This is a genomic window from Lysobacter sp. cf310, from assembly GCF_900114355.1.
Classification (GTDB): Bacteria; Pseudomonadota; Gammaproteobacteria; order Xanthomonadales; family Xanthomonadaceae; genus Lysobacter.
Map to the genome: position 1 here is coordinate 1,104,854 of NZ_FOSS01000001.1, position 24,929 is coordinate 1,129,782.

The window sequence follows — 24,929 nt, forward strand, 5'->3', positions numbered from 1 at the left end:
CGCTCATGCCCCTGCAAGGCAGTTGCCACTGCGGCAAGACCCGTTTCGAAGTGACCGAAGCCCCGACCGAAGTGACCCGTTGCACCTGCTCGATCTGCAGCAAGCGCGGCGGCCTATGGGCCTACTACACCCCCGAGCAGTTCCGCCTGCTGACCCCGCTGGAGGACGTGGCCACCTACCGCTGGAACACCGGCATGGTCGCCCACCATTTTTGCGCCACCTGCGGCTGCACCACCTACGGCGAAAGCCCCAGCTGGGTCGATTTCAAGCCGGATTTCGACCACCCCAAGATCAGCATCAACGCGCGCCTGCTGGACGAGTTCGACCTGGACGCGGTGCCGGTGACGGTGATCGACGGCAAGAATCTTTGGTGAGCGCGGCGACGCGGCCTTAGAGGCCGTGTCCGCCCACCGGCCGGGTGGTGGTGCCCGCATCGAAGCCGGCGATGATGGGCATCGCGCGCGCGATCGCCGCGCGCACGGCCGGCAGCTTGAGCGAGGCCGCGTGGCTGTCCTGGCTGTCCCAGACCTCGGTGATCCAGATCGCGTCGGCATCGCCGGCGTCGTGGGCGACGATGTAGCTCAGGCAGCCGGGCATGTCGTGCACGCCCTCCAGCAGGATCGCGACCAGTTCGTCGCGCTTGCCCGCGTGGGCGGTCATCTTTCCGATCAATCCGTACATCGTCTGCGCTCCTGCGGGGCTCGCGCGCACCGGCGCGAAGGCGGCGCCGGCGATCGCGGCGCCGGCCATGAGCACGAACCCGCGTCGCTGGCGGTCCATGGCGCGCATCTTAGCGCCGTCGTGCTGGTATGGGCTTGTGCTCGCGTAGCGAATCGAGGTCGCGACATGACGCCTCCTACACAGCGCCCGATTATGATCCAGGCGCGCGGGTTCGCACGAGCGCGCGCCCTCCACCCGCCGAGGTGCCCATGCCCTGGACCCGCGACCGACTCGATGCCGAACTGGCCGCGCTGGAGACCCAGCTGCCGGCGGTGGAACACGATGCCGACCGCCACGACGTGCTCGCGCGTTTCGCGCTGCTGGCCAATCCCATACTCGAAGCCGCCGCCGCGGAGGACTACGCGCATGCGCTGGATCGCGTCCAGGCCATGCTGGCCGCGCGCGGGCTGGTGCTGGAGGACGACGGCGTCGCCGGCTAGGCCGCGCTGGCGTCGAACAGCTCGGGGCCGTAGGCGGTCAGGCGTTCCAGCACGCTGGCGCGGTCCGGGCATTCGAAGATGCGCACGCGGCGCTCGACGAAGGCCTGCGAGGCTTCCTGCATCAGGAACGGCAGATCCTGGTCGTCGCCGACGATGTAGATCGCGGGCTTGCCCAGGATCAGCGCCCAACCGGCCTCGTAAAGCACGCTGGACACGATCCTCTTCGGATAGAACAGGATGAAATAGCGGCTCTCGCGCAGCGCGGCCATGTCCTTGCGCAGCGCGAGTTCCTCCGGGTCGAAGTCCTCCATCGTCGGCATCGTGGCGCCGGCGTAGAACACCGAGGCATAGCCGCAACGCTGCTTGAGCACCTCAATCATCGCCAGCACGGTGGCGCGGTTGTCGGCGTATTCGGCGTCGCCGCTGTGGCCGGCCATGGCCGCGGCCACGAACACGTCGTACTTGAAGCGATCCAGGGCGATGCCGATGCGTTCCCTGACCCAGGCGTAGACGTCGCTGTCGCGGTCGTCGGGTTTGACGATGGAGGTGTGCGAGCCGCGCACCACCTTGATCCGCGACGAGGTCAGGCCGATGCCCGCGCTCAGCGAGTCCACCCAGCGGTCGTAGACGGCCTCCACCGCCCAGGTCGGAATCGTGGTCCTGCGCAAGGTGCTGACGCGTTCGTCCAGGGCGATGTGGTTTTCGAAACTCAGATTGATCTTGCGCACCAGCTCGCCGTGCGGCCGCAGCGCGCGCGCATCGAAGGAGAACGCGCCCAGCCAGGCCGGCACCCGCAGCGCCCCCAACTGCGGCGTCGCCATCAGCAGCAGTCCGGCGATGCGCTTGAGCGCGTCGTGTTCGCCGGTTTCCAGCAGACGGTGGATGGTGGCCTTGCACAGCAGTCCGCCCATGCTGTGGCCGATCAGGACGATGCGCTTGTAGGCCTTGAGCTGGTCGCGGATCAGATCGGCGAGCACGCGCGCTTCGTCTTCCAGGGCGATCGACCGTGTCCAGGCCCAGCGTCCGGCCGCGGTGCGGTACTGGTACATGCCGACGTCGACCTCGGGCAGATCGTCGTACAGGAAGGCGGGAAAGCGGCCCCAGGTCGCGCCCGGCCCGTAGCGACTGCCGCCCAGGCCGTGCACGAACACCAGCAGGCTGTCGTTGGCGCTGACCGGGCTGCGCTGGTGCACCACCAGCGCCTCCTCGCTCAAACGCGCGTAATCGGCCGGATCGGCGTAGGCGGCCTGCGACTCGCGTTTCATCGTCGTCCTCTCCATGAACGCAGCGATGTCCTGAAACCCAACGGCACCGGCGGCGCCAAGGGGCCAGCGCGCGGGCGGTCCGCCGCGATCAGGCCGCCAGGGCCGCGATCGCCTCCACCTCGAACAGCATGCCGTCCAGGGCCAGGCGCGGCACCGGGATCAGGGTGCAGGCGGGTTTGGCTGCATCGCCGAACGCGGCTTGAAGCTCCGCCCCGAACGTGTGCAGGCGCTCCTGGCTGTGATCGACGATCAAGACCGTGAGCTTGGCGACGTCGGCCGTGCCGGCGCCAGCCGAAGCCAGGGCGGTCTTCAGATTGGCCAGCGCCTGACGCACCTGATCGCGGAAGTCCGGCGACAGGCGCCCGTCGGCGGTTTCGCCGCCTTGGCCGGCGATCAGCAGCCAGCGCGCCGCGCCGCTCACGCTGGCCACATGCGAGTAGCCGTTGGGCGCGGGATCGTAGAGGCCGGCGGGGTTGGCCAGGCTCAGCAGCGGAGTTTGATGAAAGATGGTCATGATCGTCCTAAGGGGGAAAGGATGCCGTCGGACATGGAGACCGCGGCGGCGCGATCAAGCGCGCGCCGCACGGTCGCCCTGCAGCAGCGGACACCGGGACGACGATCCAGCGCGGAACCGTGTGACATCGCGGGCAAGCCCCTTCACCGCCGTTGTCGGCGCTAAGCTCACAAACACGGCCTCGTGGCGTTGGTAACGACAGGCGGACCCGTGCGCGCGTCCGCCGTCCTTATCACGCGCGCATGGAGACGCGACATGAGCCTTGCAACACACAAGTTCGCCCATGCACTGCTGGGCGCGGCGTTCGGGCTGGCCCTGCTGGGCTGGAGCGGCGCGGCCGCGGCCGCCTGTCCGGGCGCCAGCCCCTGCGAAACCATCCACGTTTACCGGATCCAGTCCTGGCCGACGATCCAGGTCGACGCCGCCGGCCGGCCCCTGATCTCGATCCAGGAGGCCAACGGTGCCGACGAGAAAGCCTTCACCCTGGCGGTGGCCGGCCAAGTCGGTTCGAAAGCGCTGGCGATCCGCTACAACGTCACCCGCATCGAAGACCCGCCCAACGACTACTGCGAGTGCAACCTGGAAAACAAGAACAAGGGCTGTCCCTCCAACCTGGCGCCGGAGCTGTTGCACCAGTGCGCGCGCGTCTGCCGGCGCGGCGCGTTGGACTCCTGCACCGGCACCGGCTTCAACGTCAAACAGGACAGCGGCGGCAAGTGGTATGCGTTTCCGGCCGCCACCCAATGCGGCGGCGCCCGCAATGTCTGGAAGAAGCACGCCTTCGGCGCGGTGAAGCCCACGTCCTGCGATTGGCTGGAGAACTCGCGCGTGATCAAGGAGGTCAGCTGCATCGCGACCGCGCTCGCCGCCGATCCCTTGGTCGGTCTGGACGCACTGTTCAACAACGGCGCGCCCTGCCCCGCGATCGCCGAGGCGACGCTGGAGTACCTGCCCTAAGCCGGGCCGCGACCGGCAATGCGCGCCCGCCGTATCCGGTGGGCGCGCGGCGCCGGCCCAGGATGGGCGGCGTTTACAGGCCCAGCTCGCTCAAGCCGGGATGATCGAGCGGACGCGGGCGCGACGAATCCCAATGGAACTTGCGCGCGCCGGTCTCGATCGCCAGGTCGTTGATCGAGGCGTGACGCTGGCGCATCAGGCCATCGGCGTCGAACTCCCAGTTCTCGTTGCCGTAGGCGCGGAACCACTGGCCCGCCTCGTCGCGCCACTCGTAGGCGAAGCGCACCGCAATGCGGTCCTCGCCGTGAGCCCACAGCTCCTTGATGAGCCGATAGTCGAGCTCCTTCGCCCACTTGCGGGTCAGGAAGTCGACGATCGCGGGTCGGCCGTTGAAGAACTCGGCGCGATTGCGCCAGGCGCTGTCGTGGCTGTAGGCCAGGGCGATGCGCTGCGGATCGCGGCTGTTCCAGGCGTCCTCGGCCGCGCGCACCTTGGCGATCGCGGTGTCGAGGTTGAAAGGCGGCAGCGGCGGGCGGGGTTGGTTTGCGTTCATGGCTGTCTCGGGATCGGAAGAGAGCGGAACAGCGCTCCGGCGTACCGGAGCGCTGCGGGCGGTTCACTGCTTGGCGAGGAAATCGCGGATCAGCTGCGCGATCCGTGCGCCCTGGGTTTCCAAGGCGAAATGGCCGGCGTCCAACAGATGCACTTCGGCCTTCGGATTGTCGCGACGGTAGGGCTCGGCGCCCGCGGCCAGAAAGATCTGATCGTTCTTGCCCCAAATCACCAGGGTCGGCGGCTGATGCTTGCGGAAGTAGGCCTGCCATTGCGGGTACTTGGGCAGATTGTTGCGGTAGTCGTAGATCATCGCCAGCTGGATGTCGGTGTTGCCGGGCCGGTCCAGATAGGCCTGGTCCAGCGTGTAGGCGTCCGGGCTCACCAGCGACGGATCCGGCTCGCCGTGCAGGTACTGCCAGCGCGTGCCTTCCAGAGTCATCGCGGCCTGGCGCAGGTGCTCGCCGTTGGCGGCGCTGTGGTCGTTCCAGTAGGCCTTGATCGGGTCCCAGAACTTGCCGATGCCCTCGAGGTAGGCGTTGCCGTTCTGCACGATCAGCGCATCGACGCGCTCGGGATGCGCGCTGGCCAGGCGAAAGCCCACCGGCGCGCCGTAGTCCATGAGATACAGCGCGTAGCGCGGCAGCTTGAGCTGGCGGGTGAACCCGTCCATCAGCACGGCGTAGTGGTCGAAGCTGTACTCGAACTCGTTCGGCGCCGGCGTCGCGCTGCGGCCGAAGCCCGGATAGTCGGGCGCGATCACGCGATAGCGATCGGCCAGGCGCGGGATCAGGTCGCGGTACATCTGGCTGGAGGTCGGAAAGCCGTGCAGCAGCAACAGCACCGGCGCATCGCGCGGGCCGGCCTCGCGATAGAAGATCTCCACGCCGTCGACCTTGACGGTGCGGTAGTGGACGGCGCTGGGATCCTGGCGCTCGATGCCGGCGGAGGGCGTCTGGGCCAGCGCCAGCGGTGCGGCGAACACGCTGGCGGTCGCCAGCAACAGGGCGGCGGCGGTGCGCAGGCTGGGCGAGGACTTGCGTGCGGTCGGGACGGACATGAGAGGACTCCTTGGGGTTGGGTTGCGTTTTTGTACCGAACGATCGGTACAATAGATTCGGATACCCCACCCGTCAACGCAGGTAATGCGGACGCAGTGTTGCAGCGGTGCCCACATTGACCGCGCCGCGCCCTGCAACCATATTGGACCGATCGTTCCATCCGACTGACCGCCATGCCCGCCCCTCTGCTCTCCCGCGATGCCGTCGTCGACCGTTTGCTGGGCGCGTTCCGCCGCCACGGCTACGACGCCGCGTCGCTGGGCCAGTTGTCCGAAGCCACCGGCCTGGGCCGCTCCAGCCTCTACCACTACTTCCCTGGCGGTAAGGAAGACATGGCGCGCGCCGTGTTCGATCGCGTCGATGCCTGGATGCAGGACGAGGTGCTGGCGCCGATGCAGGGCGGCGGCACGCCGGAGCGCCGCCTGGCCAAGGTGATCGCCAAGCTCGACCACTTCTACGGCGGCGGCGCCGAGGCCTGTCTGTTCGGCAACCTGGTCGTCGGCGATGCGCGCACGCTGTTCCAGGATCGCCTCAACGCGTCCTTGCGCGGCCTGATCGACGGATTCGCGCGACTGGCGCGCGAGAAGGACGGCGTGTCCGCGCGCGAGGCGCAGCGCCGCGCCGAGGACGCGGTGGTGCGCATCCAGGGCTCGCTGATCGTCTCGCGCGCGATCGCGGAATCCGAGCCGTTCCGCCGCGTACTCAACACCCTGCCGCAGCAACTGCTGGGCTGAGCGCAAGCTTCCGTCGCAACCGCATAGGAGATTGAACGCGCCGTCCGCGACCGTTCGTCGCCGGCCTGGCCGATCCCGCGTGGCCGATTCGTTCGCCCCTAAGTGGCGCCCAGGCTCAGCGGCGCAGAACGGATTCGAGGCACGACAAGGAGGTTGGCCATGCCGAGCACCGCGGACATGCTGTGGTTCAAGACCCGTTTCGCCGCGCGCGTGGTACCGGCGCTGGCGGGCACCCCGCTCACCCTGGACCTGATCACCGCCCTGGCCTGCCAGGAAACCGGCGAGGTCTGGCCGCTGCTGCGGCGCAAGAACATGAGCGAGGAACGCATCTTGGCCCTGTGCGTGGGCGACACCTTGGACGCGAACGCCGGCCGCAGCGCGTTTCCGCAGACCAAGACCGCGCTGCTGGCCGCCCGCCGCGGCGAGGAAATGTTCGCGATCGCGCGCGCGGCGCTCGTCGATATGGCCGCGCATATCGAGGCGTATCAAGGCGCCGCCTCGCGACCGAACAAGTTCTGCCACGGCTTCGGCATGTTCCAGCGCGATCTGCAGTTCTTCCGCGACGACCCGGACTACTTCCTCGAACGCCGCTACGAGCAATTCGAACAGACCCTGGCGATGTGCGTGGCCGAACTCAAGCGCGGCCTGCGCAAGCTGCGCCTGCAGGACCGTCCCACGCTGACCACGATGGAACTGGCCGCGGTCGCGATCGTCTACAACACCGGCGGCTTCAAGCCCGAGCGCGGACTGCGCCAGGGCCATTTCGACGGCGAGCGCTTCTACGGCCAGGCCATCTTCGACTTCATCCGCCAGGCCCAGACCGTGCCGACGCCGGACGCGCCGGCGCCGCTGCCCACGCCGCGCACCGGCGAGGCGGCGGTGCCTCCGCCCAGTCCGGTCACCGCCACCGGCCCCTTCTTCCGCGTCGACACCCGCGTCTCGACCCTGCGCCTGCGCAGCGAGCCGCGGATCAGCCGCCCGCCCACCGCCAACGTCAAGGGCGAGTTACCGGACGGGCATCCGGTGCGCGCGGTCAGCGGCCGCGCCGTCAACGGCTTCATGGAGGTCGAGACCAGTCTGTTCGGCGCGCTGCTGCGCGGCTTCTGCTCGACCGATTTCCTGGTCCGCGACAACAGCCTGGGCGAGATCCCGGTGGTCGAGCCCGCGCGCGATCCGCCGCGCACCGGCGTGATCGCGGTGTTCATGCCGCGCCGACCCGGCACGGTCACGCGCCGCCGCGACGCCGCCGGCGCGCACTCGCTCAACGAGGACGGCCAGCCCGAACGCTCGGGCGACAATGCGCCGGAGCTGCGCGACGATCTGGCCCAGATCATCGACTGGCTCGCGGTCGACAAGCCCAGCCACAAGCGCTATCAGCCGCATTCGGGCCTGACCTTCTGCAACATCTATGCCCACGACTACTGCCATCTCGCCGGCGTGTATCTGCCGCGCGTGTGGTGGAACTCGCCGGCGATCGAAAAGCTGCGTCGCGGCCAGACCGTCGAGCCGCTGATCGGCAACACCATCTTCGAGATGCGCGCCAACGACCTGTTCCGCTGGCTGCGCGATTTCGGGCCCGAGTTCGGCTGGCGCCAGGTCGCCTCGCCGACCCGTCTGCAGGAAGAGGCCAACCAGGGCGCGATCGCCCTGATCGTGGCGCGGCGCAAGATCGAGGGTAAATCCGGGCACATCCTGCCGGTGGTGCCCGAGACCGAAACCGAGCGCGCGCACCGCACCGCCAGCGGCGAGGTCGACAAGCCGCTGCAAAGCCAGGCCGGCGCGACCAATTTCCGTTACGGCACCAGCACCGCCAACTGGTGGAAGGACGAGCGCTTCGCCGAAAGCGCGTTCTGGGTTCACGCCTGAATCTCTCCTCAGGCGTCGCAGCGCGGTCGGGGGGCCGCTCTGCGTGGCAGGCGGCGCGTCTCACGTCCACACGGACGACGTGGGGCGCGCCGGCTAAACCCTGACGCCGCCGCGGGCATCGCATCCAGGAGGCGCGACGACGAGGGTCGCGCCCGTATCATGGCCCTGGCAATGCGTGGAGCGGCGAATGAAGGCTTTGTGGTTGGCGACGGCCTTGTGCGTCGCGAGTAGCGTACCCGCGGGCGCGGCCGAGCCGGCGGCTCCAAAGCCCGATCGCGGCGTCTGGGTGATCCGGGATGTGACGGTAATCCCCACCGATACCGATGAGGTGCTCACGCACCGCACTGTAGTGATCCGTGAGGGTCGCATCGCGAGTATCCAGGCACCTGGCGCCCTGCTCCATCCCTTGGGGGCACGCTACGTCGACGGCCGCGGCAAATTCCTGATTCCCGGCCTGGTCGACGCGCATGTCCATATCGCCACCGAAGGCGCGCTGCGCGACAGCAAGAATCCGGTGCTGTCCGGCCTGGATACCGGTGCCGACCACGTCTACGACCGCCGCGTGCTGCTGAGCTTCCTCAAGGCTGGCGTGACCGGCGCGGCCAACCTGGGCGGCGGCGCCCACAGCGACGAGGATCTGTTGTGGCTGCGCGACGAGATCGCCGCCGGCCGCATTCTCGGACCGCGCCTGTACGTGGCCAAGCGCATCAACGGCCCTCGCGCGGAAGTCGCCTCGCCGCGCCCGGCCGAGGTGCCGGCCTCCAAGCCGGCCGCGCCGACCACCGCCGCCGACGGCATCGCCGCCGTGCGCGCCGCGCGCGAACGCGGCTACGACTTCATCAAGCCTTATCAGTTCCTCAACCGCGAGACCTACCAGGCCGTGGTCGAGGAAACCCGGCGCCAGGGCATGGTCAGCTCCGGTCACCTGCCGGAACTGGGCTGCGGCGTCTGCGCGGACCGCGCCTTCGCGTTCGCGCATCCGCTGGACAACATCGCCCATAGCGAAGAACTGGGCCGCTACGGCCGCGAATCCAACCTCGCCCCGCGCGACATCGACGCGCTGGTCGACCTTGTCGCGCGCGACAAGATCGGGGTCACCCCGACCCTGATCACGCTCAAGCAGATCGTGCACATGTACGTGCAGCGCGACGTGCCGGCCGTTCCCGGCGACTGGCTGGCCCTGGTCGATCCGGTCACCCGCCTGGATTGGGCGCCGGCGAACAACAACTACCTCAGCGCCAGGTTCCGCAACCAGGACGGCGCCGACACGTTCTCGGCCGGCTACGACTACTCGCGCCTGCTCACGCGCGAGTTGTGGAAGCGCGGCGTGCCGCTGACCGTCGGCACCGACGCGCCCTTGCCGGGTCTGGCGTTCGGGGTCTCGGTGCACCAGGAAATGGTCGAACTGCGCGAGGTCGGTCTCACCCCGCTGGAAGTGCTGCGCGCCGCGACGATCAACGCTCATCGGCTGTTCGATAGTCGGGGCGGCAGCGGCGCGGTGCGCGTAGGCGAGCGCGCCGACCTGGTTCTGCTCGACGCCGACCCGCTGGCCGACATCCGCAACGTCGCCCGCATCGACGGCGTGTTCGTGCAGGGCCGTTGGCTGCCGGCGGCGAGGATCGAGGCGATGCTGAAGGAGTCGGAGCCGGCGATGCGCGCGCTCTCGCAACGCATCCAGGACCGCCAGGCGGCAGCGCAGCAGGCCAAGCCGGCGCCCTGACGGGCCGATTGCCGGCCCTCGCCTGCTGCCCTTGCCGATCGGCCGGCGCCAGCACGCCGCCCGAACCGCTGGGCCTACCAATCGCGCCCGGACCGACGCCGCAACGAAGCCAGCACGGTCGGCGCCCCGGCGCGGTCCGAGGGATGCGGGCGCAATTTCGCCCGGCCCAGCTCGACGTCGCGGCTCAGCGTGCTGACGCAGCGATTGGCGTAGCGGGTGCTCGCGTCGTACCTGGCATAGGCCGCGCGCGCTTCGTCCGGGCGGCCCGCCTGCGACAGCGCGAGCGCCAGAGCCCCATCGACGACATGCAGGTTCCAGCGCGCCTCCATGCCGGGCTGCGCCGCCAGCCGCCGCGTCGCGCGGTAGTAGGCGATCGCCTTGTCGAAATCGCGCGCGCGCAGATACCACTCGCCAAGCGCACGGTAGACCCACACTTGCGAGCCGGGGTCCTCGGCCAGCCCCTGCAGTTGCTCGATCTCGGCGACGACCGGTCGCGCGCGTTCGACTTCGCCACTGCGCAGCAAGGCGACCGCGTACACGGCTTGGGTGCCTATGCTCCAGGTATGCCGCGGACCGAACGCGACTTTGCGGGCGCTCAGACTGCGCGCCGCCCAGGCCTCGGCAGGGACAGGGTCGTCGCCGCACAGATACAGCACCGCCAGATGATCCATGTAGGCGGCGGTGACGCCGTGCTGCTCCCCCAGCAAATCGATGAGCGTCTCCACCTCGCGCTGGAAGCGCCGGGTGGACTCGCGATGCCGGCCTAGCTCGCCCAGGGCCACGGCAATGCGAATGCGCGCGACGACGGCATTGCCGCTGCGCGGGCCGCTGGCGGCGCTGGTCAGGCCTGCGGCGCGCTCGCCGCTGAGCAGGGCTTGGGCGGGGTATCCGGCCGCCGTCTGACAGACGCTGAGACTGCTGTAGGCATCGCCTAGCTCGCTCCCGCCGACGGCGCCCGGACGCTCCAAAATGCCGGTATAGGTAGCGATGCACTCGGCATAGCGATTGCGCAGCATCGCATTCCACCCGCGTGCGGCCTGAATGCGCCATTCCATCGAGGACGGCGCGTCCGCTCGATAGGGAAACGCGGCCTGCAGTTCGTCCAGGCGCGCTTGCGCGCGCTCCGGAAAGCCGCGGTACATGTCCACGGTCGCGCGCAGCAGACGCGCATCCGCAATCGCTCTCGCACTCGTCCCATCCGCTCCACCCAACAGCACGATGGCGCGATCGGCGGCGCGCTCGGCGGCGGCGTAACGCCCCCGCGAGATCAGTCCCTTGCCCAGCGCGACGAGGATGCGGCCCGCGGTACCGGGGTGCTCGCGAAAGCGGGATTCGGCCGCTTCGATGCCCTCGTCCAGGGTATCGGCGATGGGCTGGTCGTGGTCGCGCCCCTCGAAGGGATCGCTGGCGGCCAGGATGTTCTCGCTCAGGAAATCGTTGACCGCGGCGGTTTCGTCGCGCGCCAGCCGAAGCCGCGACCGCTCCTGCGCCGCATAGACCACGAACCCCGTCACCAGCGCGGTCGCGGCCAAGGTCGCCAGGGCGACGCCGACCGTACCGATGGGATGGCGCCGGAGCATCCGCCCCAGGCGATACAGGTAGCCCGCTTGTCGGGCCGCAACCGGCTTGAGCTCCAGGTATCGGATCAGGTCGTACTTCAATGCGGTGACGGTGGGATAGCGCCGCGCGGGATCGTCCTGGGTGGCCATGCCGATCACGGCCAGCAGATCCTTGCAGGGCTCGCGTAGCTTGCCCGCCCGTACCACCGCGTCCAGCAGACGACCGAGCTGCCAGACGTCGGACGGCGTGCCGACGTATTGCATGGCGCGCTGTTCGGGGCTGGCGAAGCCCGGCGTGAACGCGGTGGCCTGTTCCTCGTCCTGGGCCAGGCCGGCGATCCCGAAATCCAGCAACTTGGCCTGCCCCTGCGGGTCGACCAGGACGTTGCCGGGTTTGATGTCGCGGTGGATCACCAGCCGGCTGTGGGCGAACTCGAGCGCCCCCAGCGCCGGCAGCAACAAGGCCACGCGCGCGCGTTCGCTCAGCGCGTTGGCCTGCGCATGCCGATCGATGGGCAACCCTTGCACGTACTCCATCGCGAACCACGGATGTCCGTCGTCGGTGTGCCCGCCATCGACGAGGCGGGCGATATTGGGATGCGACAGCCCGGCGAGCACTTGGCGTTCGCGACGGAACAAGGCTTCGCCGGTCGGCGACTGGGCCGCGTCCGGCAGCCACTTCAGCGCGACCGTCTGTTCGAAATCGCCTTCGCAGCGCTCAGCCAGGTAGACCTGGCCCATGCCACCGCGGCCCAGCTCGCGCACGATCCGCCAGGCGCCCACGCGCGCGCCCGGCATCAGCGCGCGGTCGGCGAGCCGCGTGCGCAGCAGGTCCTGGAACAGCGCGCCGCGCAGCACCCCTTGCGGTTCGAGCAGGCGATCGCGCAGCGTCATGCGGGGATGCTCAGCCGGTCTCGTCGGCCAGAGCGCGCAGGCGCGCACGCGCCCGCTGCCACAGCCGCTGCGTGGAGCGCAGCGGAAGCGCCAACGCCGTCGCGGTCTCCTCCTCGCTCAGCCCGCCGAACAGTCGGCATTCCACCACCCGCACCAGGCGCGCGTCGGTTTCGCCCAATCGTTTGAGCGCGGCGTCGATCGCCAGCAGTTCTTCGGCCTCGCAGTAGACCGCTTGCGCGATATCCAGATCGGCCTTGCCCAGCGTGGTGTGGGCCTGATCGCCCCCGCGCTTCTGGGCGAGGTGATCGCGCGCGTGGTTGATCAACAGCTGGCGCATGACCATCGAGGCCAGCGAAAGGAAATGGGCGCGACTCTCGATATGGTCGGCGCCCGAACGATCCAGACGCAGGTAGCAGTCGTGCACCAACGCGGTCACCTCCTGCCCGGCGGCCCCGGCGCTGGCGCGCCGCGCCAGGCGTTTCAGATCCGCATACAGCAGATGCACCACGCGATCCCAGGCGGCATCGTCCCCGCCGCGCGCCTGCCCCAGCAATACGGTGATTTCGCCTATGCCCGCAAGCGTCGGCCCGGTCCCTTCAGATCGCTCGATCACGGCGGCTCCAGATGCGGCGGGTGCCGCGGCGCGCACGTCGTCCATCGCGTGCGACTCACGCTATATCACCGGTCGCGTTTTCGAGCTTCGAATTCGCGGGCCGCGATCGCTCAAAACACAGGCAGGGATCACGAATTCGCGTGATGCGTTGCGGCAATCGGCGGCGATTGGCGGATGGCGCGTCCCTATCGGGTAGCTCCATACGATGGCATCAACAGGACGCCCGCACCTCCCCGCGATCGAGCCTGAAAAATCCCATCGCATTTGCGCACATCAACGACACCATTCTGGAGATTCATTGATGAAAACCAGGCACATCAAAAACGCCGTCTTCTCGCGCGCGATCGCCCTAGGCTTGCTCGCGGCCGCCGCCACGTTCTCCGCCGCGGCGCAGTCGCCCGCCGCCGAGGGCAGGATCGCATTGCGCGACCAATCGAATACGACGCTGCGCGCAGCGGCCCAACAGGGTCTGCGCACGATGATGTCGGAGTTGGCGCGCGGGCAAGTCGCCAACGCGCGTGTTCCGGCGGACTTTCCGATCGCGGTAGCGACCTTCGGCGAGCTTCGCAAGGTGTCGCTGGGCGCCGGCTTCGAGGTGAGCACGATCGACCCGGCGCCGCTGATGTTCGCCAAGCAGACGGCCGATCTGAGCCGGATGACGCGCGGTACCGATACCTGGAAGTTCATGCTGCTATCCGATGGTCGGCCGGTCGGCCTGCTGGACATGAACAAGGTCCAGGGCCGTTGGCAAGCGATCGGCGCGGGCTCCTCCAAGCTGGCCGAGGATCTCGCGGCGTCCGCACCGGCGACCGGCGCCGGCGCGTTCCGCTTCGTGCGCATCTATCAGGCCACCTCCGACCTGATCGAAGTGCGCGGCGCCGACAACACCGCGCATTACGTGCCGCTGCGGTCGGCGCGGCGCTCGCTGTCCCTCTCCGACGCGGCGGCGAAAAGCGCGACCTTGACCAGCGAGGAGCTGCTGCCCTCGTTGCAATCCGCCGTGCAGGGCAACCTGCAGCGCGGCAGGCAGTGACCCCCTACTTTCGGAGAAAGCCATGAACCTCAAGAACAAACTCTCCACTGCCCTGCTGCTGGCACTGAGCGCCGCCGGCACCGCATCGGCCGGCGTGCTCAATGTTCCTCTGCACATGCAGGAACACAGCAACTGGTGCTGGGCCGCCTCGGCGACGATGATCCTGCAGTATCACGGCCGGCCCTTGGCGCAATGCACCTTCGTCAACAAGGCCTTCAACATCAACTACGCCTGCGGCAACAGCACCTTCTACTGGAACAGCCCCGCCAATCAGGGCAACTGGAACTACTACGTCGACGACCACATGAACTACTACTGGGGCGGGATGCGCTTCTATCAGCAGAACGGCTACCTGAGCCAGGCCGACCTGCAGTACCGCATCAATGCCAACAAGCCCTTCATCATGTCCTGGCGCTGGAGCAACGGCGGCGGCCACGACGTGGTGGTGAAGGGGTATTCGGGCAGCTACGTGTACTTCAACGATCCCTGGGACGGCAGCTACACCCGCACCTACGCCTCGACCGTATCGGCGCCCGATCGGCATTGGGAAGACGTGCTGGTGCAGTACTGAGGTCGCTGCGCGCCCGCTCCACGGCGAGCGGGCGCGTGATGAGGGCAGGCGCTCCCGCATCGCGGCCCATCGACGGCGACGGATTCGCCGGGGGTTCTCTCCGGCGGCCTTACCCGCGCATCCGCCGCGCGATCTCGCTGATCGCGGCGATGCCCAGGGTCAAGGCGATCGTGGACAGCAGCTGCATGCGCGGGCCCTCGGTGAGCAGGGCCAGCGCGATTACGCCGCCCAGCATCGCCAGGCCCAGCCAGGTCAGGTACGGGAAGGCGTTCATGCGGAACGGCAGCGGCGTGCCCAGGCGGTCGGCGCGACGGCGCAGGATCAGCTGCGAGACCAGCGACATGCCCCAGACCAGCAGGCAGGTCGAGCCGACCACGTTCAGCAGCGCCGGCAGCACGCGCTCGGGGTACCACAGCTCCAGCAGCGCGGCGAAGAAGCCGAAGGCGACGCTGGCCAGCACCGCGGCCACCGGCACCTGGCGACGGTCGACGACGGCCAGGAAGCGCGGCGCTTCGCGGCGTTCGGCCAGCGAGAAGATCATGCGCGAGGCGCCGTAGAGGTTGGCGTTGAGCGCCGACAGCAATGCGATCACGGCGACCAGGGTGATCGCGGCGGCGGCGCCCGGAATGTTGGCGACCTGCAGCACCGCCGCGAACGGCGACTTCAGCGACTCGCTGGTCCACGGCACCACCGCGATGATCACGCTGACCGAGCCGATGTAGAACACCAGGATGCGCCAGGCCACGGTACGTATCGCGCGAGTGATGCTGCGCACGGGATCCTGGGTTTCGGCGGCCGCGACCGCGACGATCTCGGTGCCGCCGAAGGCGAAGATCACCACCAGCAGCGCCGCGCCCACGCCGGCCCAGCCCTTGGGCGCGAAACCGCCGTGGTCGACGAAGTTGGACAGGCCCGGCGATTTCACCTCCGGCAACCAGCCCAGCAGCAGGGCCGTGCCGATCGCGATGAAGGCCAGGATGGCGGCGACCTTGAGGATCGCGAACCAGAACTCGAAGGCGCCGAAATTCTTGACGCCCAACAGGTTGATACCGGTGAACACCACCATGAACAGCAGCGACATCATCGCCACCGGCAGCCCCGGCCACACCGTCGCCAGCAATCCGGCCGCGCCCACCGATTCGGCCGCGATCACGATCACCAGCTGCGCCCACCACAGCCAACCCAGGGTCGCGCCGGCGGTGGCGCCCATGGCGTCGGCGGCGTAGACCGAGAACGCGCCGCTGGCCGGCTTGGCCGCGGCCATCTCGCCCAGCGCGCGCATCACGATGATCACCAGCACGCCGGCGATCAGATAGGACAGCAGCACCGCCGGACCGGCGGCCTGCACGCCCACGCCCGAACCCAGGAACAAGCCGGCGCCGATCGCGCTGCCCAGGCCCATCATCACCAGCTGACGCGGTTTCATCGCGTAGCCCAACTGCGGTTCGGCGGGGCGGGCGGTCGTGGATTCGGGCTTCATTCGGCCATCTGCGATCGGGGCGGTGGAGGCGGAACGATACAGCAGCGGGGGCCGGGACGCGGCCCCGGCCGCACCGTGCTCAGCGCTCCCTGGGCGGGGCGGAACGCTTGAGCGTGCCCAGCACCTTGTTGCCCACCGGCTTGGACAGTCGCAGCACCAGCGATTCCACGTGCTTCGGGTAGTCCAGATGGTCGACCTTGGGAATCTCGTAGGCGGAGATGTACTTCACCGCCATCCAGCGCTCGCTCGGCGCATTGGTCACCGCCCGCGGAAAGCCGATGCCCAGCGGCGCACGCAACTGCTGGTACATCTCTTGCCCGAACCCCGTGCTGGCCTTGCCGACGTAGAGCACGTTGCACATCGAATCGTAGAAGGCGTAGACGCCGGTGTTCTTCTCGTGGCCGTTCAGGGCCTCGCGCAGGACCTTGCTGATCTCGTTGCGGCCGACGATGTCGATCGGCTCGAACTCGACCGCGACCCGGAACTCGGGCGCGATCGTCGCCGACAGCAACCAGCGCAGCGTGGATTTCTGCGGCTTCTTGCTGCCCGCGCGCCAGTACTCGATCTGCTGTTTGCTGTAACCGGTGTGGCGCGCGAACTCGCCGCTGTCGCCATGGAAGTGCTCGCGCACCAGATAATCGACCAGCCCCGCCTCGAACGAAAGCGCAGCCTTGCCGCGCTTGCGCGCCTGTACGGCCTTGGCCGCCTGTTTCACTGCCATGCTTCCCCCTGTAGGAAACGAACGAATCAGGATTCCGGGCCGCGCCCAGGCGTAACGCGCGATTGCAGCGCCTCCTCGAGCACGGTCTCGTAGAGCTGTAGGCGCAGGCGCATGAGCACGCCCATGAACGCGACCATGTAGGCGATGGCGAGGAACAGGCCGAGCAGAATCTGCCAGAGCGGAGTCTGCCCCCAGTCGACGAACGCCTTGATCTGGATGCCCAGCGCGATCAGCAAGGGCGCGATGCCGAGCTTGTCGATGCCGCCGGCCATCAGGCCGATCTTGGCCGACAGCCGCGTCTGCGTCCGGCGGGTGAAGCGCAGGTACTCGGCCAGTTGCTCGGTCGGATAGCGGCGCAGCCATACGACCAGCTCGCGGCATTGCACGATGTCGTGATCGAGCTGGCTCACTTGGTTTGTGCGCCAGTTCCGCATGCTGCGACCCACGACCCAGATGGAGCGGAAAAATTCCGGCGCGCAGCCCAGCACGGCGATCGCCAAGCCCGCCTGGGCGATCCACAGCATCCATTCGCGCGGGGGCATGAAGGTGATCAGCAGGGACGGCAGCAAGCCCAGGATGATGCCGACGTTGCCGATCACGCCCAGGATCGCGAACGGCCGCGGCGTGTTCAACACCGCCGCCGGCCCCTCGGGCAAGGCCTTGATCCGCCGCTCCAGTTCCGTATAGCTGAGCTCGCCCGCTTCCGTATGCCGCATGCGCATCGTCCTAATGCTCCCCTGGGCGCAGAGTAACCGTACTGGTTAGCCAGGCCCAGGGGCGCAACTTGGATCGGATCGCAGGCGCTTACTGCGCAGGCTTGACCTGCTCCGCCCAGCTCTTGGCATCGCTGCTGCCGTCCAGGAACGGCAGCACCGTGGTCGCCAGGCGCGGCGAGGCGAAGATGTCGTAGTGGGTCAGGTCGGGCAGGATCGCGAGACGGTTCTGGGACAGGGCCTCGCGCCCCCAGCCGGCATCCTGCAGGCCGCCGCCCAGCAGCTGATAGAACTTGACCATGTACTCCGGGCGGTACATGTCGCCGTCGCCATAGACCAGCATCACCGGCAGCTTCAGCTGCTTGACCTCGGCCGACCAGTCGAAGTGAGCGCGCATGAAGTCGCCCAGGGTGTCGAGCAGGCGCGGGAACTCGTCGACGTTCGGCGCGACCGCGGCATAGCTTTGGTACATCGGCGTGTCCTTCATCATCGGCGCGGCCGCGGCGGTCAGGCCGTTCTGCTGCGCGCGGATGCCGGGATAGAAACCCTCGTCGGAGTACGCCGCCGACACCAGCGCCAGGCGTCGCACGCTGGCCGGTTTCTGGATCGCCATGCGCAGCGCCACGCAGCCGCCCAGCGAATAGCCCAGCACATCGACCTGCGGGTGGCCGAGCTTGGCGACCAGCGCGGCCATGTCGTCGGCGTTGGCCTGGCAACTGAAGGGCCGATCGCCCAGCGGCGTGCGGCCATGGCCCTGATAGTCGACCGCGATCACCTGGCGGTGCGCGGCCAGCTGCGGCAGCACGACGCCGAACATATCGGTCGAGCCCAGGCCGCCGTGCAACAGCAGCAAGGGTTCGCCCTTGCCGTGGATCTCGTAGTAGTAGTCGATGCCATCGATCTTCTGCCGCCCCTTGGTGACGCTGGCGCTGATCGTGGTGGCGGGACGGGTTTCGGCCGCCGATACGGCGGCGGGCAGCGCCACGGCGATGGCGGTGCAGGCCCACAGGGTCAGGCTGAGCAGGTTCATGGTCGGTCTCCGGTGAGGTCCGGCGCCGGAATGGCGCCGAGTCTTGGCTCTCACTGGAACGACGAACCACGGTGACCCGAATCGACACGTCCCGCGAAAATTTTTCGGCGCCGCTCAGTCCTCGGCGACCAGGCCGGTCGCCAGCGCGCGCTCGCGGTTGAGGAAGATCGCCATCGCCGTGCGCATGCGCAGGAAGCCGAGCTTGCGGTAGAAGCCTTCCTTGCCCGGGTTGGCATAGAGAATGATCTTGCGATGGCCGGCCGACAGGGTCTTCAGGCGTTCGATGATCGCCTTGCCCAGGCCGCCGCCCTGATAGTCCGGGTGCACGGCGATATCGCACAGATAAGAGCAGTCCAGGCCGTCGGCGAGGGCGCGGCCGGCGCCGACCAGGCGCTCGCCGTCGTAGACGAAGCACACATAGCGGCTGTTGCCGAACACCACGGCCAGGTCGGCCGCGGGCTTGTCGCCCAGCGGCGCGATCCGGTAGAGCTCGGACAATCGCTCCCAATCGATGCGCTCGCAGTCCAGTCGCCATTCCATCGTCGTCTTCCTCTAGTTCGTTCGCAGGACGCCGTTCGCAGCAGGGTGGACGGGGTCGCGGCCGCCTGGTGGCAGGCGTGGCCTTAGCTTAGGCTGACACTGGTTCCTTCGACGATCCAGTTTTTATGAGCCCAGTGGAACCAGTTTTCGAGTTCCAGATCGACCTCGACGGAGACGGCGGGCGCTTGCGCCAATTGCACGAGCAGTTGCGCGCGGCGATCGTAGACCAGCGCTTGCGTCCGGGCGTGGAGCTGCCCTCGACGCGCCGCGTGGCCAGCGCCTACGGCCTGGCGCGCAATACCGTGATCGCGGCCTACGACCTGCTGGTGGCGGAAGGCCATGTCCTCACCCGTGCCGGCGCCAGGGCGGTGGTCACCGACTATCGGGCCAAGTCGGCGCGGCCCGCGCGCGGCGGCGCGCGCCCGGCCGACGAGCGCCTGAACCCGCAGTGGCGCACCCTGCCGGCGCGCGCGCGCAACGCCGACGAGACCTGGATGCCCGGCTTCCATCTGGGCACGCCCGAACACCGCCATTTCCCGTTCGAGGTCTGGCGGCGCCTGCTCGGGCGCGTCTACCACCCGCGCCACATCGGCGCCTTCGACTATCACTCGCCCTACGGCCGGCCCAGGCTGCGCGCCGCGATCGCCCAGCACGTCTCGTTCGCGCGCGCGGTCGCCTGCGGCGCCGACGATGTGTTGGTGACCTCGGGCGCGCAGCAGGCGTTCGACCTGATCGCGCGCGTGCTGGTCGTGCCGGGTAAGACCCAGGTCGCGGTCGAAGACCCGGGCTATCCGCCGCTGCGCGCCGCCCTGCTCGCCGCCGGCGCCCAACTGGTGCCGATCGCGGTGGACGAGGAAGGCCTGTGCGTGGACCGCCTGCCCACCGATGTGCGGCTGATCTGCGTGACGCCCTCGCACCAGTTCCCGACCGGCGTGGCGATGTCGATGGCGCGCCGGATCGCGTTGCTGGCGTTCGCGCGCCGGCACGGCGCGACCATCGTCGAGGACGATTACGACGGCGAGTTCCGCTACGGCCACCGCCCGCTCAACGCCTTGCAGACCCTCGACCGCGACGCCAGCGTGCTCTACGTCGGCACCTTCTCCAAGAGCCTGTTCCCCGCGCTGCGCATCGGCTACGTGGTCGCCCCGGCGTGGGCGCGCGAGCCGCTGGCCGCGGCCAAGCAATGCATCGATACCGCCGGCAATGCGCAGCTGCAGGACGCGCTGGCGCAGTTCATTCTCGACGGCCATCTGGCGCGGCACGTGCGGCGCATGCGCAAACTCTATGGCGAACGCCGACGCGCCATGCTCGAAGGCTTCGCCGGCGAGTTGCGGCCCTGGCTGGTCGCCATCCCTTCGGAAGCCGGCATCCATGTGTCCGCGCGTTTCCGCGATCCGGGCCAGGCGACGCGCTTGCTGACCAAGGCGCGCCAGCATGCCCCCGGCGCCTGCGCCATCGGGGAATTCGCGACGCGGCCCGATCCCGGACTGGGGCTGGTGTTCGGCATCGGCGGCATCGAAACGCAGGCGATACGCGACGCCTTGCGCACGTTTGCCTTGTCCCTGCGACGCTGAAGCGTACGGATCGAACGCGCGCGTCGACGAACGCCGGACCGATTTCGAAGCTTCTTAAAGCGATAGCGCGCCAAGGTCGCGACGCGCCCGCACGTTCGCAACCCAGTCGCGGAAGACCGCGCACGCGCGCTGAGTGATTCCACTCATGCGATGCGCGCGTTACGACGGCGTGACGTTGTTGCAGTACACAACGAATCCACAATCGACTTCACAGTTCCAATTTCGCGGTGATGGCAACCTGCGTATGAGTTCGGACTAGAACTCATCACCAACACGTCTGGACGACTACATCGCACCGGAGGCGGCAGGCAGCCGCAGCCACTCCGGCGATGCGCACAAGGAGCAGTGCGATGAACGATGCGCGTGCAGTCTCGTTGCCGCTGTCCGTGGCCCAGTTGGGGCTGTGGTTCAGTCAGAAAATCGCCGGGCCTGGCGCCAATTTCAACCTGGCCGAGGCGATCGATATCCAGGGCTGGATCGATCCCGGATTGTTCTTGCGCGCCCTGCGCGAGGTCTCGTCCGAAGCCGAGGCGGTGCGCTTGCGCCTGATCGACGTCGACGGCGTTCCGCGTCAATGCATCGTCGGCGCGCGCATCGACGAATTCCCCTACTTCGACTATTCCGAGCACGCCGATCCGGCCGCGGCCGCCGAGCGCTGGATGACGGACGAGTTGCGCTCGCAGACCGAGGTGGACGACGGCCCGCTGTGGGTATGCGCCCTGTTCAAGCTCGCCCATGACCGCCACGTCTGGTATCACCGCGCGCATCACATCGTGCTGGACGGCTATGCCGGCGGCCTGATCGCGCGCCGCGTGGCCGAGATCTACTCCGCCTATGCGCTCAATCGCGAGCCCGACGCGAGCGGCTTCCGCACCCTGGCTTCGCTGCTGGAATCGGAGGAGAGCTACCGCGCCTCCGATCGCTGCCGGCGCGATCGCGAGTACTGGCACGAGCAATTGGCCGACCTGCCCGAACCGGTGACCCTGTCGCGCCGCGGCGCGCGCGGCGACGGCGGTCTGCGCCGCAGCACCGGCTTTCTCGACAGCGCCCGCACCCGGCGCCTGCGCGCGCTGGGCAAGCAGCACGCGGCCAGCCTGCCGCAGGTGCTGATCGCCCTGATCGCGGCCTATTACTTCCGCGCCACCGGCGCGGCCGATCTGGTGCTGGGCATGCCGGTCAGCGGCCGGGTCAATCATCAATTGCGACACACGCCCGGCATGCTCGCCAACGCGGTGCTGCTGCGCCTGCGCATGCGGCCGAAACAGAGCGTAGGCGAGCTGATCGCGCAGGTCGCGCGCGTGGTCGCGCAGGCCCTGCGCCACCAGCGCTACCGCTACGAGGATCTGCGCCGCGAACTGGGCCTGGTCGGCCAGGGCCAGCGCGTGGCCTGGCTGGGCGTGAACATCGAGCCCTTCGACTATGCGCTGGACTTCGGCGGCGCCACCGGCGTGCCGCGCAATCTGTCCAACGGCTCGGCCGAGGACCTGACCGTCTTCGTCTACGACCGCGGCGACGACGGCGGCCTGCGTTTCGATTTCGACGCCAATCCCTCGCTGTACGGCGACGCCGAGTTGGACGACCATCGCCGCCGCCTGCAGCGCCTGATCGACGCCGCCCTGGACGATCCGGCCGTCGCCCTGTGCGCGATCGATGTGCTGGGCGATGAGGAACGCAAACGCCTGCTGCGGCAATGGAACGACACCGCCGCGCCTCTGCCCGCCGCGACCTTGCCGGCCCTGTTCGCCGAACAGGCCTGGCGCAGCCCGGAGGCGGTGGCCGTGTGCCACGGCGAGCGGCGCCTGAGCTATCGCGAGCTGCATGTGCGCAGCCTGCACGCGGCCAACCGCCTGATCGAACGCGGCGTCGCGCCCGGCCAGATCGTGGCGATGGCGCTGCCGCGCGACGAGAACCTGCTGGTGGCCATGCTGGCGATCGGATTCGCGGGCGCGGCCTATCTGCCGCTGGATCCGGAAGCGCCGGAAGAACGCCTGGCCAGCATGCTGGACGATGCGCGGCCGGCGCTGCTGCTGACCTCGGCGGAACTGGCGCCGCGGCTGGCGCGATTGGCGACGCCGCTGGCGACGCTGGCGCCGGCCGAGCTCGCGCCCGCGCTGGCGACGCCGCGCGCGTTCGACCTGTCCGCGCTGCAGTCGCGCGCCTATGTGCTCTACACCTCCGGCTCCACCGGCCGGCCCAAGGGCGTGGAGGTCAGTCACGCCAATCTGAGCAATCTGCTGGAAGCGATGCGCCGCCAGCTCGCGCCGCTGCCCGCCGACCGTTTCCTCGCGGTCAGCACGGTGATCTTCGATGTCGCCGCGCTGGAGCTGTTCCTGCCGCTGCTGGTGGGCGCGCGCACCGTGATCGCCGGCGCCGACATCGTGCGCGATCCCGCGCGCCTGGCCGGCCTGATCCGCGAGCACGGCATCGGCTACATGCAGGCCACGCCCTCGCTGTGGCGCATGCTGCTGTCCAGCGGCGACACCGACCTGAGCGGCGTGCATGCGCTGGCCGCCGGCGAAGCGCTGCCGGCCGAACTGGCGCAGCGATTGGCGACGCTGGCCGACCGGGTCAGCAATCTCTACGGACCGACCGAAACCAGCGTCTACTCCACCGCGATCGAATTGTCGGCCGCGGACCTGGCCGCGCCGCCGATCGGCCGCCCCATACTCAACACCCGTCTCTACGTGCTCGACGACAGCGGCGGCCTGGCGCCCAGCGGTTGCCCAGGCGAGCTCTACATCGGCGGTGCCGGCGTCGCCCTGGGCTACCTCAATCGGCCCGAGCTGACCGCGCAGCGTTTCCTGCCCGACCCCTTCGGTCCCGCGGGAGGCCGCATGTACCGCAGCGGCGACCGCGTGCGCTGGCGCGAGGACGGCGTGCTGGAGTACCTGGGTCGCAGCGATCAGCAGGTCAAGATCCGCGGCATCCGGGTCGAGCCGGGCGAGATCGAAAGCCAGCTCATGCGGCATCCGACGGTCGCCGAGGCCGCGGTGATCGCCGAGCCCGCCGGCAGCGAAGGCGGCCTGCGCCTGTGCGCCTACCTGGTGCCCGCAGCGGGCCAGCGCATCGACACCGACGCGCTGCGCCGTCATCTGGCCCAGCAACTGCCCGATTACATGATCCCCGGCGCACTGGTGAGCCTGCCGGCGCTGCCGCTGACGCCCAGCGGCAAGCTCGACCGCAAGGCCCTGCCCGCGCCGGAGCGCGGCGAACGCGGCGGCTTCGTGGCGCCGCGCACGCCGGTGGAGCGCAAGCTCGCGGCGATCTGGACGGAACTGCTGGGCTTGCCGCGGGTCGGCGTGCACGACAACTTCTTCGAACTCGGCGGCGACTCGCTGATCGCCGCGCAACTGATCGCGCGCCTGCCCGAGCGCTTCGGCAAACGCCTGCCGGTCGCGAGCCTGTTCGAGGCCTCGACCATCGCCGGCCTGGCCGCGCTGCTGGAACGCACCGACCACGAGCACGGCGACCCGCTGGGTGCGGTGCTGTCGCTGCGGCGGGCCGCGGCGCCCGCCACCGCGCCGCGCCCCCTGTTCTGCATCCATCCCATCGCCGGCCTCAGCCTGGGCTATTCCGGCCTGCTGCGGCACCTGGATCCGGCGATGCCGGTGTACGGCCTGCAGGCGCGCGGCCTGCGCGGCATGGACCGTCTGCCGGCCAGCATCGACGAGATCGCGGCCGACTATCTGGCCCAGATCCGTCGCCTCCAACCCGAGGGGCCGTATCGGCTGCTCGGCCGTTCGCTGGGCGGCCTGATCGGCCACGCCATCGCCGCGCAGATGAGCGAACAGGGCGAGCGCGTGGAACTGCTGGCGATGATCGACAGTTATCTGTTCACGCCCAGCCTGCCCGCGCAGAGGCGCGAACCGGCCGACGAAGTGCGCGCGGCCCTGGACTTCCTCGGCATCGCACCCGGCCCCGGGCCCGCGCCGCGCAGCCTGGACGAACTCGCCCCGGCCCTGCTCGCCTACAACACGCGCTCGATGCCGTTGCTGCGCGAGATCGCGCGCGATCATCCGCGCTTCGTCGAACACGCCTTCGCGGTGATGCGCAACAACCTCAGCCTGGCGCGCCGGCATGCGCCGCGCCGCCTGGATCTGGACCTGGTGTACTTCCACGCCACCCAGCGCCTGGGCGATCCCTCCGCGCTGATCGAACACGATCCCGAGACTTGGCGCGCCTACGTCGGCGGCCGCTTCGAGCTGCACGCGCTGGATTGCCATCACGAGAGCGTGCTCGACACCCTGCCCGCCGCGCGCATCGGCCAGGTCCTGAGCCGGCACCTGGAGCGCCTGCAACCGCGCGCGCCGACGTCCGCGCACGCACCCGACGACGATTTCGAACCGCGCACGGTGGCGCATGCCTGAGCCGA

Annotated in this window: 22 protein-coding genes; 10 read left to right on the top strand and 12 right to left on the bottom strand. The window is 69.0% G+C overall.

Annotation, left to right across the window (positions count from 1 at the left end; genetic code table 11):
- The first annotated feature begins 5 nt into the window (after window positions 1–5).
- Window positions 6–374: a GFA family protein gene (locus BMZ45_RS04915; RefSeq protein ID WP_091633094.1), complete on the top strand. Its 369-nt coding sequence runs from the start codon at window positions 6–8 to the stop codon at window positions 372–374.
- A 16-nt stretch (window positions 375–390) separates the two neighbouring features.
- On the opposite strand, the gene BMZ45_RS04920 is transcribed toward BMZ45_RS04915, so the two are convergent.
- A complete protein-coding gene (locus tag BMZ45_RS04920; protein WP_175488921.1) occupies window positions 391–780 on the bottom strand; it encodes a putative quinol monooxygenase in 390 nt (129 codons plus the stop codon).
- A 149-nt stretch (window positions 781–929) separates the two neighbouring features.
- Between BMZ45_RS04920 and BMZ45_RS04925 the strand changes: the two genes are divergently transcribed.
- Window positions 930–1,160: a hypothetical protein gene (locus BMZ45_RS04925; RefSeq protein WP_091633096.1), complete on the top strand. Its 231-nt coding sequence runs from the start codon at window positions 930–932 to the stop codon at window positions 1,158–1,160.
- On the opposite strand, the gene BMZ45_RS04930 is transcribed toward BMZ45_RS04925, so the two are convergent.
- Together BMZ45_RS04930 and BMZ45_RS04935 are read right to left on the bottom strand one after the other, a co-directional pair.
- Complete coding sequence (locus BMZ45_RS04930; protein WP_175488922.1) at window positions 1,157–2,425, bottom strand: esterase/lipase family protein; 1,269 nt, start codon at window positions 2,423–2,425, stop codon at window positions 1,157–1,159. The genes BMZ45_RS04925 and BMZ45_RS04930 overlap by 4 nt on opposite strands.
- A gap of 88 nt (window positions 2,426–2,513) precedes the next feature.
- A complete protein-coding gene (locus tag BMZ45_RS04935) occupies window positions 2,514–2,939 on the bottom strand; it encodes a RidA family protein (protein ID WP_091633102.1) in 426 nt (141 codons plus the stop codon).
- A gap of 255 nt (window positions 2,940–3,194) precedes the next feature.
- Here BMZ45_RS04935 and BMZ45_RS04940 point away from each other — a divergent pair, with 255 nt between their 5' ends.
- Window positions 3,195–3,896, top strand: coding sequence for a hypothetical protein (locus tag BMZ45_RS04940; RefSeq protein ID WP_091633105.1), 702 nt, complete (start codon window positions 3,195–3,197; stop codon window positions 3,894–3,896).
- 73 nt (window positions 3,897–3,969) lie between these two features.
- Here BMZ45_RS04940 and BMZ45_RS04945 read toward each other — a convergent pair whose 3' ends face one another.
- Window positions 3,970–4,449: a nuclear transport factor 2 family protein gene (locus BMZ45_RS04945; protein WP_091633107.1), complete on the bottom strand. Its 480-nt coding sequence runs from the start codon at window positions 4,447–4,449 to the stop codon at window positions 3,970–3,972.
- A 63-nt stretch (window positions 4,450–4,512) separates the two neighbouring features.
- A complete protein-coding gene (locus BMZ45_RS04950; protein WP_056178532.1) occupies window positions 4,513–5,508 on the bottom strand; it encodes an alpha/beta fold hydrolase in 996 nt (331 codons plus the stop codon).
- Between the two features lie 174 nt (window positions 5,509–5,682).
- Here BMZ45_RS04950 and BMZ45_RS04955 point away from each other — a divergent pair, with 174 nt between their 5' ends.
- The 3 genes from BMZ45_RS04955 (at window position 5,683) to BMZ45_RS04965 (ending at window position 9,829) form a co-directional block, all read left to right on the top strand.
- Window positions 5,683–6,243: a TetR/AcrR family transcriptional regulator gene (locus tag BMZ45_RS04955; protein ID WP_091633110.1), complete on the top strand. Its 561-nt coding sequence runs from the start codon at window positions 5,683–5,685 to the stop codon at window positions 6,241–6,243.
- Between the two features lie 159 nt (window positions 6,244–6,402).
- Window positions 6,403–8,109: a hypothetical protein gene (locus BMZ45_RS04960; RefSeq protein WP_091633113.1), complete on the top strand. Its 1,707-nt coding sequence runs from the start codon at window positions 6,403–6,405 to the stop codon at window positions 8,107–8,109.
- A 406-nt stretch (window positions 8,110–8,515) separates the two neighbouring features.
- Window positions 8,516–9,829: an amidohydrolase family protein gene (locus BMZ45_RS04965; RefSeq protein WP_175488923.1), complete on the top strand. Its 1,314-nt coding sequence runs from the start codon at window positions 8,516–8,518 to the stop codon at window positions 9,827–9,829.
- Between the two features lie 74 nt (window positions 9,830–9,903).
- Here BMZ45_RS04965 and BMZ45_RS04970 read toward each other — a convergent pair whose 3' ends face one another.
- Both BMZ45_RS04970 and BMZ45_RS04975 read right to left on the bottom strand, forming a co-directional pair.
- Window positions 9,904–12,282 (bottom strand): serine/threonine protein kinase, encoded by a 2,379-nt coding sequence (locus tag BMZ45_RS04970; protein ID WP_091633118.1) that lies wholly within the window; start codon window positions 12,280–12,282, stop codon window positions 9,904–9,906.
- A gap of 10 nt (window positions 12,283–12,292) precedes the next feature.
- On the bottom strand, window positions 12,293–12,940 hold the full coding sequence (locus BMZ45_RS04975; RefSeq protein ID WP_091633121.1) for an ECF-type sigma factor: 648 nt from the start codon (window positions 12,938–12,940) through the stop codon (window positions 12,293–12,295).
- 160 nt (window positions 12,941–13,100) lie between these two features.
- Here BMZ45_RS04975 and BMZ45_RS04980 point away from each other — a divergent pair, with 160 nt between their 5' ends.
- Together BMZ45_RS04980 and BMZ45_RS04985 are read left to right on the top strand one after the other, a co-directional pair.
- The gene (locus BMZ45_RS04980; RefSeq protein ID WP_139215390.1) at window positions 13,101–13,928 is read left to right on the top strand and encodes a hypothetical protein; all 828 of its coding nucleotides are present in this window, start codon (window positions 13,101–13,103) and stop codon (window positions 13,926–13,928) included.
- Between the two features lie 22 nt (window positions 13,929–13,950).
- A complete protein-coding gene (locus tag BMZ45_RS04985; protein ID WP_091633126.1) occupies window positions 13,951–14,499 on the top strand; it encodes a C39 family peptidase in 549 nt (182 codons plus the stop codon).
- Between the two features lie 109 nt (window positions 14,500–14,608).
- On the opposite strand, the gene BMZ45_RS04990 is transcribed toward BMZ45_RS04985, so the two are convergent.
- From BMZ45_RS04990 to BMZ45_RS05010, 5 genes are all read right to left on the bottom strand, one after another.
- Window positions 14,609–15,979: an amino acid permease gene (locus BMZ45_RS04990; RefSeq protein ID WP_091633128.1), complete on the bottom strand. Its 1,371-nt coding sequence runs from the start codon at window positions 15,977–15,979 to the stop codon at window positions 14,609–14,611.
- 79 nt (window positions 15,980–16,058) lie between these two features.
- Window positions 16,059–16,700, bottom strand: a complete 642-nt coding sequence (locus BMZ45_RS04995; protein ID WP_091633130.1) for a hypothetical protein — start codon at window positions 16,698–16,700, stop codon at window positions 16,059–16,061.
- A gap of 26 nt (window positions 16,701–16,726) precedes the next feature.
- Entirely contained in the window at window positions 16,727–17,416 is a 690-nt protein-coding gene (locus tag BMZ45_RS05000; protein WP_139215391.1) for a hypothetical protein, read from the bottom strand.
- An 88-nt stretch (window positions 17,417–17,504) separates the two neighbouring features.
- Window positions 17,505–18,443 carry an alpha/beta fold hydrolase gene (locus tag BMZ45_RS05005; protein ID WP_091633136.1) on the bottom strand — a complete coding sequence of 313 codons (939 nt, stop codon included), beginning with the start codon at window positions 18,441–18,443 and terminating at the stop codon, window positions 17,505–17,507.
- A gap of 114 nt (window positions 18,444–18,557) precedes the next feature.
- On the bottom strand, window positions 18,558–18,983 hold the full coding sequence (locus tag BMZ45_RS05010; RefSeq protein WP_091633138.1) for a GNAT family N-acetyltransferase: 426 nt from the start codon (window positions 18,981–18,983) through the stop codon (window positions 18,558–18,560).
- A gap of 125 nt (window positions 18,984–19,108) precedes the next feature.
- On the opposite strand from BMZ45_RS05010, the gene BMZ45_RS05015 reads away from it, so the two are divergent.
- On the top strand, window positions 19,109–20,557 hold the full coding sequence (locus tag BMZ45_RS05015) for a MocR-like pyridoxine biosynthesis transcription factor PdxR (protein ID WP_254776531.1): 1,449 nt from the start codon (window positions 19,109–19,111) through the stop codon (window positions 20,555–20,557).
- Between the two features lie 350 nt (window positions 20,558–20,907).
- The gene (locus tag BMZ45_RS05020) at window positions 20,908–24,924 is read left to right on the top strand and encodes a non-ribosomal peptide synthetase (RefSeq protein WP_175488925.1); all 4,017 of its coding nucleotides are present in this window, start codon (window positions 20,908–20,910) and stop codon (window positions 24,922–24,924) included.
- Window positions 24,925–24,929 lie beyond the last annotated feature (5 nt).